Below are 14,187 nucleotides of genomic sequence, written 5' to 3' on the forward strand. Positions count from 1 at the left end.
ACGCGCAGCAGATCGTGAACAGGTGCAGAGGCGGCGGCGCGGCCACGCCGCCGCGCGCTTCAATAGCCGCGCCGCGCCAGCCAGCTGCTGGCTTCGCTCTTGGCCAGGATGGCCACCAGCCAGTCGCGGAACACCTTCACCTTGGGCAGCTCCGCCAGCTCGTGCGGATAGACCAGGTAATAGCTCCACTCGGTTTCCAGCACCGTGTCGAAAGGCATGACCAGCCGGCCTGAATCCAGGTCCTGGGTCACCATGGACACCTGGGCCAGGGTCACGCCCATGCCGGCGACGGCGGCATGCAGCGCGTATTCGGAGGCATCGAAGGTGACGCCGCTTTCCGGGTTCACGCCGTTGACGCCGGCCAGTTTCAGCCAGCGCTTCCAGGTGTCCTGGTCGCGCCAGGGGTGCAGCAGGGTGTGGTGGCGCAAATCGTCCGGGGTGTTCAGCGGATGCTTGCCGTTAAGCAGGGCCGGCGAACAAACCGGAATCAGCTTCTCGCGGCAGATGCATTCGGTGCGCAGATCCGGCGCCACCTCGGCGCGCGCCATGCCCACCACCGCCAGATCGTATTCCGCCCGGTTGAACGGCTTGTCGTGAATCAGTTGAGTCACCAAGTGCAGCGTGTACTCCGGATAGCGGGTCTGGAAATCCGGCAGATTAGGCAGCACCCAGCGCATTGCCGGGGTGGGAGGCATGCGCACGCGCAAATCGCTTTGCCGCAGCCGCAGCGCTTCGCTGGCTTCGTTCAGCAATTGAAAGGCTTCGCGCGCCGGCTTGATCAGCGCCTCGCCTTCGGCGGTCAGCGACAGCCCGCGCGCCTGCCGGGTGAACAGCGTGGCGCCGTAGTATTCCTCCAGCGTTTGCACGTGGCGGCTAACCGCCCCTTGGGTGAGGCTGAGCGCGGCGGCGGCGCGGGTAAAGGACAAATGCTCGGCGGCAACGACAAATACGCGTAATGCATTCAGCGGTGGCAGCTTCATCTTACATGCCTTTTTATCATGGTTATCATGAAATTAACTGCTTTGTCATGCCAGGCGCAACATCGTATGCTAGGCATGCCGGACACGGCTGGGCTTTTGAACGGCGCTCCGCGGCATGCAGACCGCCGTCATGCAACAATGGCATGGCGATTCGCTCTCCCCGCCGATTGAGCCGTCTATGCCGCGCTCCCCGATTTCCAACGCGGCGTCCACAGCCAAAACCAAGCCTGGCCTTGGCTTGCCCGGAAATGGAATCGTCATTCCCGAGCCTAAGGCTTTATCCGTACTGAAATAGTAACGGATTATAAATATTACAGGATGACATCCGCTTGCAACGGAGAATTTTCCACCGCTTACCGCGTGTCGCCGCAAGATGCGGCGGCGTCGCCAGATTGACTGCCAATCCACGTTGGGCATTGCCGGGTTCAGACAGGGCCCGGCTTTTTTTTGCCCGCTCTCCGGTGAACGGACAAGAAAAAAGGCCACGCGAGTGGCCCAAAGTTCGGAGAATAAGCCCGCGCGACAATCCTGCCCGCGGGCGCGGGCGGCAAACCGCCCGTTCTTGAGTTTGCGAGTGTAGCGCGTTGCGCCGACAGCGGCAACGCAATAATCCTTGCTAGTACCGACCCGCGGTCACTCTCCCAATTCCGCCAGCAATTCCGCCTGCTGTTCTGCGATCAAAGCGTCGGTCAGTTCGCTCAGGTCGCCGTCCATCACGTAATCCAGCTTGTACAAGGTCAGGTTGATTCGATGGTCGGTGATGCGGCCCTGTGGAAAATTATAGGTGCGGATACGCTCGGAGCGGTCGCCGGAGCCAATCAGGCTCTTGCGTTCGGCCGCCTCTTTCTGCTGCTGCTCGCGGCGCTGAATGTCCATGATGCGCGCCGCCAACACTTGCATCGCGCTGGCCTTGTTGGCGTGCTGGGAACGGCCGTCCTGACACTCCGCCACAATCCCCGTCGGAATATGGGTGATGCGCACCGCGGAGTCGGTCTTGTTGATGTGCTGGCCGCCGGCGCCGCTGGCCCTGAAGGTGTCGATGCGCAGGTCGGACGGGTTCAGCACCACGTCGGCCAGTTCGTCGGCTTCGGGCATCACCGCCACGGTGCAGGCGGACGTGTGAATGCGGCCCTGGGTCTCGGTCACCGGCACCCGCTGCACGCGGTGGCCGCCGGACTCGAACTTGAGCCGGGAAAACGCGCCGAAACCAATCAGGCGCACAATCACTTCCTTATAGCCGCCCAAGTCGGATTCGCTGGCGGAAACAATCTCCACCTGCCAGCGGTTGCGCTCCGCGAAGCGGGTATACATGCGCAACAGGTCGCCGGCGAACAGCGCGGCCTCGTCGCCGCCGGTGCCCGCGCGGATTTCCAGAAAGATGTTTTTCTCGTCGTTGGGGTCCTTGGGCAAGAGCAGCTTTTGCAACTCCAGTTCCAGCGCCGCCAGTTTGTCCTTGCCCTCGGCGATTTCCGCCTGAGCGAATTCCTTCATCTCCGGGTCCGACAGCATGTCTTCCGCCGCGGCGATGTCGCTCTCGCACTGGCGATAGCTTTGGTAGGTTTCCACCACCGGGGTGAGTTCGGCATGCTCGCGGGTGAGCTTGCGGAACGCATCCATATTTTGAGTAGCCGCTTCGCTGGCCAGGAGGTGGGTCACCTCTTCCAGACGGTCGGCCAGTTGCGCCAGTTTGGCCGCAATTGACGCTTTCATTACGACTCCGGGTGTAAACGATAAAGACGCGCCACGGCTTCCACCTGCGCGTCGTGCTCCGCGCCGCGCCCGGACGACAAGGCCCGGGTGGGGGGATGCATCAATTTATTGGTCAGTTGCACCGACAGGGTTTCCAGCACCCGCTCCGGCGCTTCGCCGCGCGCCAGTTGCTTGAGCGCGGCGTCGAGCGCGGCGCGGCGCAGCCGGTCGGCGTCGTCGCGCAGCGCGCGGATCAGCGGCACGGTTTCGCGCTTTTTCAGCCAGTCGCTGAATTCGCAGACTCGCGCCTGGATGATGGTTTCGGCCTCCGCGGCCGCGCTCTGGCGCGCTTCCTTGCCCACTTCCACCACGCTGGCGATATCGTCGACGCTGTACAGGAACACGTCGGCCAGCTTGCCCACTTCCACTTCGATGTCTCGCGGCACCGCCAGGTCCAGCATGAAGATGGGCCGGTGGCGACGCGCCTTGATCGCCCGCTCCACCATGCCCTTGCCGATGATGGGCAACTGGCTGGCGGTGGAAGTGACCAGCACGTCGTAGCGCGGCAAGATGTCCGGCAGCTCGGCGAGGGTGACGGCGTTGCCGCCGAACTGCTCCGCCAGCCGCTGGCCGCGCTCCAGCGTGCGGTTGGCCACGGTGATACAGGAGGGGTTGCGCGCGGCAAAGTGGGTGGCCACCAGCTCTATCATTTCCCCGGCGCCGACGAACAGGATATTCAGTTCGCCGATGGTGGGGAAAATCTGCTCGGCCAGCTTGACCGCCGCCGCCGACATCGACACCGAGCTGGCGCCCACCGCGGTATTGGACCGCACTTCCTTGGCTACGGCGAAGGTGCGCTGGAACAGGCCGTTGAGCAGGGTGCCCATGGTGCCGGCGTGTTCGGCGCTGCGCACAGCGTCCTTCAACTGGCCCAGGATCTGGGTCTCGCCCAGCACCATGGAGTCCAGGCCGGAAGCGACGCGGAAAGCGTGACGCGCAGCGTTGGCCTCGTCCAGTTGATAAAGATAGGGCTGCATCTCCGCCAGCGCCAGGCCGTGAAACTTGGCCAGCCAGCTGAGCGCCGCCTGCGGATCGCTGCCGGTGCAATAGATCTCGGTGCGGTTACAGGTGGAGATGATGGCCGCCTCGTGCGCCGCATGCGAGCTGACCAGGCTGTCCAGCGCCTTGGGCAACACCTCCGCAGGAAAAGCCAGCTTTTCCCGGATGGAGAGCGGTGCGGTATGGTGGTTCAAACCAAGGGCGAACAGATGCATGGGCGGATAAGCCGCGGAAAGAAATGGGGTATTTTAGCCTAACTTGAACCGCACGTCCTGCGCTGCGGGGGCCAGCCCCGCCGGTCCGTCGTCAGCGCCTTATATGACATAGCAGAATCCAGCGCCGCGCGCCGTCTAAAATAGCGCGCTCTTCTTGCGCAAACCCCCTATATGGTCCAAGCGGAGCTGGCATAAGATAGCCCCTTCAAGGAGGACGAAATGTCGCTGAACCTCGCAGACATCCGCAAGGATTTTTCCAAGCAAGAACTATCGCCGGAGGAGTGCCTGCCGGACCCGTTGGCCCAGTTGGAGAACTGGTTGAACCAGGCCATCTCCGCGCAAGTGCCAGAGCCTACGGCGATGAACCTGGCCACGACCGGAGCGGACGGACGTCCTACTTCGCGCATCGTGCTGCTCAAGGGCGTGGAGGACGGCCAACTGCTGTTCTACACCAATTATCTAAGCCGAAAAGGCCGCCAGTTGAACGACAACCCTTATGTGGCGCTGACCTTCTTCTGGCCGGAGCTGGAGCGGCAGATCCGCATCGAGGGCCGCGCGGCCCAGGTGGCGCCGGAAGTCTCTGACGCCTATTTCGCCAGCCGGCCTTACACCAGCCGCGTGGGAGCCTGGGCCAGCGAACAGAGCAGCGAGATCAGCTCCAAGAGCGTGCTGGTGTCGCGCGCGGCGATGTTCGGGGTCAAACACCCCTTGAACGTGCCCCGGCCGCCGCACTGGGGCGGTTACGCGGTGACGCCGGACCGGCTGGAATTCTGGCAAGGCCGCCCCAGCCGGCTACATGACCGAGTGCAGTATTCCTTGCTGGAAGACGGCGCCTGGAAGATTGCGCGGCTGGCGCCTTGACCCTACCCGGGTGAGAACAACTCATTGATATCATGTGCTTTATGCATGAGCAAAAAATTGCAACCATCCATAATTAGACAGTTTGTCCGCTTTTATAGCGATTTGGATGTTGCCGCATAGCAACAAGCCGCATCCGGATGATGCGGCTTTTCATTTTCTTGATGTTTCCCTCTCTTCTCCTTGTCTACCAAGGATTCGATGCCCTGCTTTGATTTCGGTCATGCCCGCCGCCGCAAGTATCCAGGCAACTGGCACTTAGAACAGATGCATATCAAGGCGGAAAAACCAATACATAATTTATGCATTTGGCAAGTGGTCGTCAGAACAAACCAAGCCAACGTCCTCTGATTTCAGCAACCCCTTTCCCATGTTCAGAGCGATGTCCCATGTCGGGAACGCATAAGGGACGCAGAGAATTCCAACCCCGCCCGATGGCGGCAGCCATCTTCGGAGAGATTTCCAAGCGTCCGAAAGGGCAGGCGCAAGCCTGTCTGGCGCCGGCGGCCTTTACGCAAGATCCGTCGGCTTGACGCGGGCCATTACCGTGTCCCGCTGATCTACATTGGAGAAAATTCGTGATGAAAACCCAAACTGCGATGGTTCGCGTATTGGTGTTGTCTGCGCTGGCTCTGGCTTACGGCTCCGCCCAAGCCGCCGAGCGCGTCAATCTGGATGCGCTGAGCAAATCCAACAAACTCGCCGCCGGCACCAGCGCGTTCAGCGCCGCCGGCATCAACCAGGGAGAACTCAAGGCGCAGCGCAGCTCGCAATTCCCCAACGGCAAAGTCATCACCCGCTACCAGCAGTACTATCAGGGCGTGCCGGTATGGGGCGAAGCCGTCGTAGAGGAAAAGCAATTCGCTAAGGGCTCGTCCACCGCCGCGGCCAGCAAATTGTCCGGCTACTATGTGCGCGGCATCGCCTCCGACCTGGCTTCGGTCAAGCCGGCGCTCAGCGCCTCCCAGGTACTGGCCAACGCCAAGGCACTGAAGGCCAACGGCTATGAAACCCGCAACGAGAAGACCGAACTGGTGGTGCGCCTGGACAAGCGCAACACCGCCCAGCTGGTCTATCTGGTGTCCTTCCTGGTGGAGGGCGGCAAGGAACCCAGCCGTCCGCACTTCATCGTCGACGCCAATAGCGGTCAGGTGCTCAAACAGTGGGAAGGCCTGAACCACAACGACGCCAACGGCCCCGGCGGCAACGCCAAGACCGGCAAATACCTGTACGGCACCGACTACGGCCCGCTGGTCGTCACCAGCGATTGCAAGATGGACAGCGGCAATGTCGCCACCATCAACCTGAACGGCGGCACCAGCGGCACCACCCCGTACAAGTTCGCTTGCCCCACCAACACCTACAAGGCCATCAACGGCGCCTACTCGCCGCTGAACGACGCCCACTACTTCGGCAATGTGGTGTTCAACCTGTACAAGGATTGGTTCAACCTGCGTCCGATCAACCAGAAGCTGCTGATGAAGGTGCACTACAGCCGCAACTATGAAAACGCGTTCTGGGACGGCAGCGCGATGACCTTCGGCGACGGCGCCACCCGCTTCTACCCGCTGGTATCGCTGGATGTGTCCGCTCATGAAGTCAGCCACGGCTTCACCGAGCAGAACTCCGGCCTGGTCTACAGCGAGCAGTCCGGCGGCATCAACGAAGCGTTCTCCGACATGGCCGGCGAAGCCGCCGAGTACTACATGAAGGGCAAGAACGACTTCCTGGTGGGCGCGGAGATCTTCAAGAAGACCGGCGCGCTGCGCTACTTCGCCGACCCGACCAAGGACGGCCGCTCCATCGGACACGCCAATGACTACACCAGCGGCCTGGACGTGCACTACTCCAGCGGCGTGTACAACAAGGCGTTCTACCTGATCGCCACCAGCCCCGGCTGGAACACCCGCAAGGCCTTTGAAGTGTTCGTGGACGCCAACCGCCTGTACTGGACCGCCAACGCCACTTACAACAGCGCCGCTTGCGGCGTGGAGAAAGCAGCCGAAGCGCGCGGTTACAACAGCGCGGACGTCACCAAGGCCTTCTCCACCGTGGGCGTGGCTTGCGACAGCTGATGACCGTCTGACGGCGGGGTCATGACGATTCGCGCCGTTTCTCCCATCCGCCGGCCATGGTCCGCCCATGGCCGGCATCGCTCAGGAATTCCGGAATGCTCACTCTCAAACCAAGTCTCGTCGCGCTGCTGGCCGCCACCAGCCTGGCCAGCGCCGTCCAGGCCGCGCCGGTATGGATTTCCATCGGCGACAACGCCTACCAATTGCTACAACAAGTCAGCCCGAAAAGCCGCAGCCAGGAAAGCCGCCAGCTGGCGGTGAACGCGCTGCCGGCCGGCGTGTCCGCCAAGGGCGTGGCCACCGAAAAAGTCCATCTGGTGCAAGTGGACGACAGCGTGCTGCCGCAGTTGTCGGACGCCATCCACCACAGTCTGCGTCATTGCGGCGGCTTCATCGTGCACAAGGATCTGCAGGACGCGCGCACCGCGCTGAAGGCGCCGGTGGCCGGCACGCTGCTGCCCAGCTACCAGATCAACGACCAGGCCACCGTCAACAAGCTGTTGCCGCAGCTGCAGGACAGCAACATTCTCGGCACCATCCAATCCCTGTCCAACTACCAAAACCGCTTCTACACCACCAGCCACGGCGTCAACGCGTCCAACTGGATCGCCAATCAATGGCGGCAGTTGGCCGCCGGCCGCAGCGACGTGACCGTGGAGCAGTTCGCCCACAGCGCCTGGCCGCAAAAATCGGTGATCCTCACCATCAAGGGCAAGGACAATGCCGCTGAAACCCTGGTGCTGGGCGGCCACCTGGACTCCACCGTGGGTAGCGGCACCGGCGAAAACAGCCGCGCGCCGGGCGCCGACGACGACGCTTCCGGCATCGCCAGCCTGACCGAGGTGATCCGCGTGCTGCTGGCCAACAACTATCAGCCGCGCCGCACCATCAAGTTCATGGCCTACGCGGCGGAAGAAGTGGGCCTGCGGGGTTCCTCCGACATCGCCAACCGCTACAAGCAACAGAAGGTCAACGTGGTGGGCGCCTTGCAACTAGACATGACCAACTACCAGGGCAGCGAGGACGACATCTTCCTGTTCACCGACTACACCAACTCGGCGCAGAACACCTTCCTCGCCAATCTGGCCGAAACCTATCTGCCCAATCTGACCGTCGGCTACAGCTCTTGCGGCTATGCGTGCTCCGACCACGCCTCCTGGCACAAGAACGGCTATCCGGCATCCTTCCCGTTCGAATCCGCCTTCAACCAATCCAACCCCAACATCCACACCGTGCGCGACACCCTCGCCAGCGCCGGCAACCAGGCTCGCCACGCGCTGAAGTTCTCGCAATTGGCGCTGGCTTACGCGGTGGAACTGGGCAGCGACGGCCCGGCGGTCAAACGCTGAGTCCGCCTTTCCGCTTGATGCGCCCACCCCTTTGCGGGGTGGGTTTTTCATTGCGGAAGGCTCGATGAAATGGTTTTAAGCGCCGGCCTCGCGCCGCATATCCACATGCAGGATTCCGCCGTCGTCGTAAGGCTCGGACACCGCGTGGAAACCGAAGCTCTCGTACAAGGCCTGCGCGTCGGTCTGCGCCGACAACATGATGGCCGCCTGGGGGAAATGCGCGCGGCACTGCGCCACCGCCTGCGCCAGCAGCGCCTTGCCCAGGCCCTGGCCGCGCGCCTCCGGCGCCACCACGACCCGGCCTATCGCCGCCGCGTCCGGGTATTTCTCCCCCGGCGCAATCAAGCGCGCGTAAGCCAGCAGCCGGCCGCCGTCGTCGTGCCCGGACAGGTGCAGACAGTGCACATCCACGCCGTCCACATCGCCGTAAATCGACTGCTGCTCCACAACGAACACCTGGTCGCGCAGCTGCAAGGCCCGATACAACGCCAGCGGCGTAAAACCATCGAAACGGTGGCAGTGCCACGCAACTCGGTTTGCCATAGTAGAATTCCCCTGAACTGATTCATTATCATCGGCCGGCTTGTGGCGCGTCCGGGCCAAGCTTACGACAACGCGTCCTCGCCAGCTATAACCGTGAGGACAGGCTTTGCCGTGGCGCAAACGCCGGCCGATGAACGCTAACCGATTCACCTCCTGCCTTGCCCATATGAACGATAACGATCTGTTTGCCGAGAATACGCCGGACGGCGCCGCCGCCCTGACCCCGCCGCCGCCCACTCCGCCCGCGGCGGACGCCAACGACGGCGAGTGGATTCCACTGGACCTCTACGCTGAGCGCGCCTATCTGGAATACGCCATGAGCGTGGTCAAGGGCCGCGCGCTGCCGGAAGTGGCCGACGGCCAGAAGCCGGTGCAGCGCCGCATCCTGTACGCGATGCGCGACATGGGCTTGGCCCACGGCGCCAAACCGGTGAAATCGGCGCGCGTGGTCGGTGAAATCCTGGGTAAATACCACCCGCACGGCGACAGCTCCGCCTACGAAGCGCTGGTGCGCATGGCGCAGGACTTCACGCTGCGCTACCCGCTGATCGACGGCCAGGGCAACTTCGGCAGCCGCGACGGCGACGGCGCGGCGGCGATGCGTTACACCGAGGCGCGGCTGACGCCGATCGCCGACCTGCTGCTGTCGGAAATCGACATGGGCACGGTGGACTTCGTGCCCAATTACGACGGCGCCTTCGAGGAACCGCGCTTGCTGCCGGCGCGCCTGCCCATGGTGCTGCTCAACGGCGCCTCCGGCATCGCCGTGGGTCTCGCCACCGAAATTCCCCCGCACAATCTGACCGAAGTGGCCAGCGCCTGCATCGCCTTGCTGGACAACCCGGAGCTGGATACCGCGGCTCTGATGCAATACGTGCCCGGGCCGGACTTCCCCGGCGGCGGCCAGATCATCACCCCGGCCGAAGACATCCTCGCCGCCTATGAGAGCGGCCGCGGCAGCGTGCGCGTGCGCGCCAAATGGGAAGTGGAAAAGCTGGCGCGCGGCCAGTGGCGCGTGATCGTGTCCGAGCTGCCGCCCGGTTCCAGCGCGCAGAAAGTGCTGGCGGAGATTGAAGAAGCCACCAACCCCAAGGTCAAGACCGGCAAGAAGGCGCTGACTCAGGACCAGCAAAACCTGAAGAGCCTGATGTTGTCGCTGCTGGACCGCGTGCGCGACGAATCCGACAGCGAGTGTCCGGTGCGCCTGGTGTTCGAACCCAAGTCCAGCCGCCAGGACCCGGACGAGTTCATCAACATCCTTCTGGCGCAGACCAGCCTGGAAGGCAACACCTCGATGAACCTGGTGATGATAGGCCTGGACGGCCGGCCGGGTCAGAAAGGCCTAAAGCCCATTCTCAGCGAGTGGCTGGACTTCCGCCGCGTTACCGTCACCCGCCGCCTGCAGCACAGGCTGGCCCAGGTGGAAAAACGCATCCACATCCTGGAAGGCCGGATGATCGCCTTCATCCATATCGATGAAGTGATACGCGTGATACGCGAATCCGACGAGCCCAAGCCGGACCTGATCAAGGCCTTCGGCCTGACCGAGATCCAGGCGGAGGACATCCTGGAAATCCGCCTGCGCCAACTGGCGCGGCTGGAAGGCTTCAAGCTGGAGAAAGAGCTGTCCGATCTGCGCGAGGAGCGCGAAGGCCTGCGCCACGTGCTGGACACGCCGGACGCGCTGCGCAGCATGATGCGCGAGGAAATCCAGGCCGACGCCGCCAAGTACGGCGACAAGCGCCGCAGCGAGATCAAGACCGCCGAGCGCGCGGTGCTGACCCAGACCATAGCCGACGAACCGGTCACCATCATCCTGTCGCAGAAGGGCTGGATCCGCGCCCGCGTCGGCCACAACGTGGACCTCGCCGCGCTGGCCTTCAAGGACGGCGACGCGCTGCACACCGTGGTGGAAACCCGCACTGTGTGGTCGGTGATCGTGCTGGACAGCAAGGGCCGCGCCTACACCGTGGACCCGGCCGACGTGCCCACCGGCCGCGGCGACGGCGTGCCGGTGGCGTCGCTGGTGGACCTGCAGGACGGCGCCAAGCCGGCCCAGATGCTATCCGGAAAGGACGAGGCCCGCTTTGTCGTCGCCGGTTCCGGCGGCTACGGCTTCATCGCCAAGCTGGGCGACATGGCCGGACGGGTCAAGGCCGGCAAAGCCTTCCTGACGCTGAATCCGGAAGAAACCGTGCTGACCCCCGCGCCGCTGCCGGCCGCCGGCATCATTGAAGCCACCCAACTGGTGGCCGCCGCCGACAACGGCCGCCTGCTGGCCTTCCCGGCCGCCGAACTCAAGGAGCTGGCCAAGGGCCGCGGCTTGATGCTGATGGCGGTGGAAGAGGGCGAAGCCGTCACCGCCATCGGCCTGGTCAACGGCGAAAAAGCGCTGCTGTCCACGCTGTCGGTGCGCGGCAAGGCCTCCGATGAAAAACTGGCGCTGGCGGAGTTCGCCGGCAAGCGCGGCAAGAAGGGCAAGCTGATGCCGAAGAAATGGAGCGTCAGCGCCATCAGCGAGCTGCCGACGACATGAACCGGGACCGCCCGCCGACGCCGTTGACCCCGCGCAGCGGGCTGGTCTTCATCAACAGCTTCCGGGCGGCGCTGCTGCTGGTGCTGCTGGCGATGTCCTTGTTCGCCAACCGCGAAGGCGAATCGCTGGTGGCCGGCGGCAAGGCCTTCTATCTGTGGAGCGGCGTCTACGCCGCTCTGATCGGCGCCTGGTTCCTGCTGCGCAACGGCCGGCTGGCCCACACCCTGCAACTGACGCTGGCCATCGCCGCCGACATCGCGATGATTGTGCTGCTGATGGGCATCAACGACGGCGTCCGCAGCGGCTACGGCATCCTGCTCTTGCCCTATCTGGCGGTGGCCGGCCTGCTGTCATCGGGCCGCTATGCGCTGTTCTACGCCTCCATCGCCACACTGATCCTGCTGTCCTTCGTCGGCGTCGAGCAATACCTGGGCATAGGCCGCGGCTCGGATTTCTACTACTCCGCGCTGCTGGCCACCGCCGGCTTCATCACCTCCATCGTTACCTGGAAGCTGGGCCGCGTGGCGCGCGACTCCGAAGCGCTGGCCACCCGCCGCGGCGGCGAGATCGCCAACCTCAACCGCCTGAACGAACTGGTGTTGCAAAGCCAGCGCGACGCGGTGGTGGTGCTGGATCCCTCTGGCCTGCTACGCCAGTTCAACAATCAGGCGGCGCGCTACTTCGGCGCCATGCGCCGCGGCCACGTCGTTCCCGAACTGCTGCCGCTGGTGGAGCGCTGGCGGCACAACGGCTGCCAGCCCAATCCCAGTTTCATCGACCGCAACATCCGCGGGCGTCAATTGGTGGGCCGCATGGTGCCAGTGCTGGTGGGCGACGACCACGCGCTCCTGCTGTTCATGCGCGACATGGCGGACATGGCGGAGGAGGGCAAACGCGTCAAACTGGCGGCGCTGGGGCGGCTCACCGCCAATATCGCCCATGAAATCCGCAACCCGCTGTCGGCGATCAACCACGCGGCCGACCTGCTGGCCGAAGACGAAACCGACCCCGCGCGCCAGCGGCTGATCCGCATCGTGCAGGGCAACAGCAAGCGCATCAACCACATGGTGCAAGAAGTGCTGGCCTTGAACCGCCGCGACCGGATCAAACCCGAGCCGATACGGCTGCAGCCCTTTCTGGACGAGCTGCTGGACCACTTCGGCGTAGTGGAAGCCGCCGCCGCCGGCGCAATCTGCTGCGTCTACCAGGCGCAGGCCGCCGCGGTCCAGTTCGACCGCGGCCACTTTGGCCAGATTCTCAACAATTTGCTGGCCAACGCCTGGCGCTACTCCAGCAAACAGCCGGGCGCGGTGCGCATCGAAGTGGGCGAAGTGGAAAATCACCTGACCATCAGGGTAATGGACGATGGCCCAGGCATGAGCGAAGATGCCCAGGCCCGCTTGTTCGAACCCTTTTTCACCACGGAAAGCGCCGGCACCGGACTGGGCCTGTACATCGCGCGCGAACTGGCGGAAGCCAACGACGCGCGCTTGGACTACTGCCCGCCCGGCGGCGTGTTCCGTCTGATCTGTCACAAGGCTTATGGCTAAATCCTCCCTGCGCGTGCTGGTGATCGACGATGAACCGGACATCCGCGAACTGCTGGAACTGACCCTGATCAAGATGGGGCTGGACGTGGCCACCGCCGCCAGCGTCGGCGCCGCCAAACTCAGCCTGAACAGCCAGCCCTTCGACCTGGCGCTGACCGATATGCGCCTGCCGGACGGCGAGGGCATCGAAGTGGTGCGCCATATCGCCGAACAGGGCCTGGACGTGCCCATCGCCGTGATCACCGCCTACGGCAACACCGACAACGCGGTGCTGGCGATGAAGGCCGGCGCCTTCGACTATCTGCAAAAACCGGTCAGCCTGGCTCAATTGCGCAGCCTGGTGAAATCCGTGCTGAGTGTGGACAACGGCAAAACCGAGGCCGCGGTGCGGCTGGACGGCGAATCGCCGGCGATCCAGGAAGCGCTGCGCTTGATCGGCAAGCTGGCGCGCAGCCAGGCCGCGGTTTACGTCAGCGGCGAATCCGGCACCGGCAAGGAACAGGCGGCGCGGATGATACACGAGCACAGCGCGCGCGCCGAACGGCCATTCATCCCGGTCAACTGCGGCGCCATCCCGGAAACGCTGATGGAAAGCGAATTCTTCGGCTACCGCAAAGGCGCGTTCACCGGCGCCGACAACGACCGCGACGGCTTCTTTCAACAAGCCAACGGCGGCACGCTGTTTCTGGACGAAGTGGCCGACCTGCCGCTGGCGATGCAGGTCAAACTGCTGCGCGCGATTCAGGAAAAGAAAGTGCGCCGCCTGGGCAACGCCCAGGAAGAAGCGGTGGACGTGCGCATCATCTGCGCCACCCACAAGGACCTGGCGGCGCGGGTAGACGCCGGCAACTTTCGCCAGGATCTGTACTACCGGCTAAACGTGCTGCCGCTGCGCATGCCGCCGCTGCGCGAACTGCGCGAGGACCTACCGCGCTACATCGCCAGCCTGCTGGAACGCTTTTCCCCCGACGAAAAGCCGCGGCTGGCGCCGGCGGCGCTCAAGGCCTTGCTGGAATACAACTATCCGGGCAATTTCCGCGAACTGGAAAACATCCTGGAACGCGCGGTGGCCCTGGCCAACGACGCCCGGATTGAGTTGCGGGATCTGCAACTGCTGCCTAGCGATCACGGCGGCCAGGGCGATGGAGAGGCGCCAACCTGCGCCGATGGCGAGGCGCTGCAGGACTTTCTGGACCGGGTGGAGCGCGAAGCCATCCTCAAGGCGCTGGAGAGCACCCGCTTCAACCGCACCCAGGCCGCCAAGACGCTGGGCGTCACCTTCCGATCCATGCGCTATCGGATGGAAAGGCTGGGCATCAAGTAAGAGCCTGTT

The 14,187-nt window shown here is 63.8% G+C and carries 10 protein-coding genes; 6 read left to right on the plus strand and 4 right to left on the minus strand.

What is annotated here, in order from left to right:
* Positions 1 to 59: 59 nt before the first annotated feature.
* The 3 genes from gcvA to hemA all read right to left on the minus strand — a co-directional run bounded on the left by gcvA (position 60) and on the right by hemA (position 3,943).
* The gene (gcvA, locus tag ACUXV1_RS12325) at positions 60 to 980 is read right to left on the minus strand and encodes a transcriptional regulator GcvA (protein WP_019102440.1); all 921 of its coding nucleotides are present in this window, start codon (positions 978 to 980) and stop codon (positions 60 to 62) included.
* Positions 981 to 1,613: 633 nt separating this feature from the next.
* Entirely contained in the window at positions 1,614 to 2,690 is a 1,077-nt protein-coding gene (gene prfA / locus ACUXV1_RS12330; protein ID WP_043636449.1) for a peptide chain release factor 1, read from the minus strand.
* Positions 2,690 to 3,943, minus strand: a complete 1,254-nt coding sequence (hemA, locus tag ACUXV1_RS12335; RefSeq protein ID WP_446015519.1) for a glutamyl-tRNA reductase — start codon at positions 3,941 to 3,943, stop codon at positions 2,690 to 2,692. The genes prfA and hemA overlap by 1 nt, the downstream gene beginning before the upstream one ends.
* Positions 3,944 to 4,162: 219 nt before the next feature.
* Between hemA and pdxH the strand changes: the two genes are divergently transcribed.
* The 3 genes from pdxH to ACUXV1_RS12350 all read left to right on the plus strand — a co-directional run bounded on the left by pdxH (position 4,163) and on the right by ACUXV1_RS12350 (position 8,225).
* Complete coding sequence (pdxH, locus tag ACUXV1_RS12340) at positions 4,163 to 4,804, plus strand: pyridoxamine 5'-phosphate oxidase (RefSeq protein ID WP_081556663.1); 642 nt, start codon at positions 4,163 to 4,165, stop codon at positions 4,802 to 4,804.
* A 578-nt stretch (positions 4,805 to 5,382) separates the two neighbouring features.
* Positions 5,383 to 6,876: a M4 family metallopeptidase gene (locus tag ACUXV1_RS12345; RefSeq protein ID WP_446015520.1), complete on the plus strand. Its 1,494-nt coding sequence runs from the start codon at positions 5,383 to 5,385 to the stop codon at positions 6,874 to 6,876.
* Between the two features lie 95 nt (positions 6,877 to 6,971).
* Positions 6,972 to 8,225 (plus strand): M28 family metallopeptidase, encoded by a 1,254-nt coding sequence (locus tag ACUXV1_RS12350; protein WP_194427301.1) that lies wholly within the window; start codon positions 6,972 to 6,974, stop codon positions 8,223 to 8,225.
* A 75-nt stretch (positions 8,226 to 8,300) separates the two neighbouring features.
* Here ACUXV1_RS12350 and ACUXV1_RS12355 read toward each other — a convergent pair whose 3' ends face one another.
* The gene (locus ACUXV1_RS12355; protein WP_081556664.1) at positions 8,301 to 8,768 is read right to left on the minus strand and encodes a GNAT family N-acetyltransferase; all 468 of its coding nucleotides are present in this window, start codon (positions 8,766 to 8,768) and stop codon (positions 8,301 to 8,303) included.
* A 166-nt stretch (positions 8,769 to 8,934) separates the two neighbouring features.
* Here ACUXV1_RS12355 and parC point away from each other — a divergent pair, with 166 nt between their 5' ends.
* Genes parC through ACUXV1_RS12370 form a run of 3 tightly spaced genes read left to right on the plus strand, consistent with a single transcriptional unit; the run spans position 8,935 to position 14,178 of the window.
* Positions 8,935 to 11,304 carry a DNA topoisomerase IV subunit A gene (parC, locus tag ACUXV1_RS12360; protein ID WP_081556665.1) on the plus strand — a complete coding sequence of 790 codons (2,370 nt, stop codon included), beginning with the start codon at positions 8,935 to 8,937 and terminating at the stop codon, positions 11,302 to 11,304.
* Complete coding sequence (locus ACUXV1_RS12365; protein ID WP_446015521.1) at positions 11,301 to 12,854, plus strand: sensor histidine kinase; 1,554 nt, start codon at positions 11,301 to 11,303, stop codon at positions 12,852 to 12,854. The genes parC and ACUXV1_RS12365 overlap by 4 nt, the downstream gene beginning before the upstream one ends.
* Complete coding sequence (locus ACUXV1_RS12370) at positions 12,847 to 14,178, plus strand: sigma-54-dependent transcriptional regulator (protein ID WP_446015522.1); 1,332 nt, start codon at positions 12,847 to 12,849, stop codon at positions 14,176 to 14,178. Before ACUXV1_RS12365 ends, ACUXV1_RS12370 begins: the two co-directional genes overlap by 8 nt.
* Positions 14,179 to 14,187 lie beyond the last annotated feature (9 nt).

The organism is Chromobacterium sp. W521, from assembly GCF_052805975.1.

Bases quoted from the DNA above. Each gene is read 5' to 3' on its own strand.
- gcvA (WP_019102440.1), bottom strand. From the start codon at position 980: ATGAAGCTGCCACCGCTGAATGCATTACGCGTATTTGTCGTTGCCGCC.
- prfA (WP_043636449.1), bottom strand. From the start codon at position 2,690: ATGAAAGCGTCAATTGCGGCCAAACTGGCGCAACTGGCCGACCGTCTG.
- hemA (WP_446015519.1), bottom strand. From the start codon at position 3,943: ATGCATCTGTTCGCCCTTGGTTTGAACCACCATACCGCACCGCTCTCC.
- pdxH (WP_081556663.1), top strand. From the start codon at position 4,163: ATGTCGCTGAACCTCGCAGACATCCGCAAGGATTTTTCCAAGCAAGAA.
- ACUXV1_RS12345 (WP_446015520.1), top strand. From the start codon at position 5,383: ATGAAAACCCAAACTGCGATGGTTCGCGTATTGGTGTTGTCTGCGCTG.
- ACUXV1_RS12350 (WP_194427301.1), top strand. From the start codon at position 6,972: ATGCTCACTCTCAAACCAAGTCTCGTCGCGCTGCTGGCCGCCACCAGC.
- ACUXV1_RS12355 (WP_081556664.1), bottom strand. From the start codon at position 8,768: ATGGCAAACCGAGTTGCGTGGCACTGCCACCGTTTCGATGGTTTTACG.
- parC (WP_081556665.1), top strand. From the start codon at position 8,935: ATGAACGATAACGATCTGTTTGCCGAGAATACGCCGGACGGCGCCGCC.
- ACUXV1_RS12365 (WP_446015521.1), top strand. From the start codon at position 11,301: ATGAACCGGGACCGCCCGCCGACGCCGTTGACCCCGCGCAGCGGGCTG.
- ACUXV1_RS12370 (WP_446015522.1), top strand. From the start codon at position 12,847: ATGGCTAAATCCTCCCTGCGCGTGCTGGTGATCGACGATGAACCGGAC.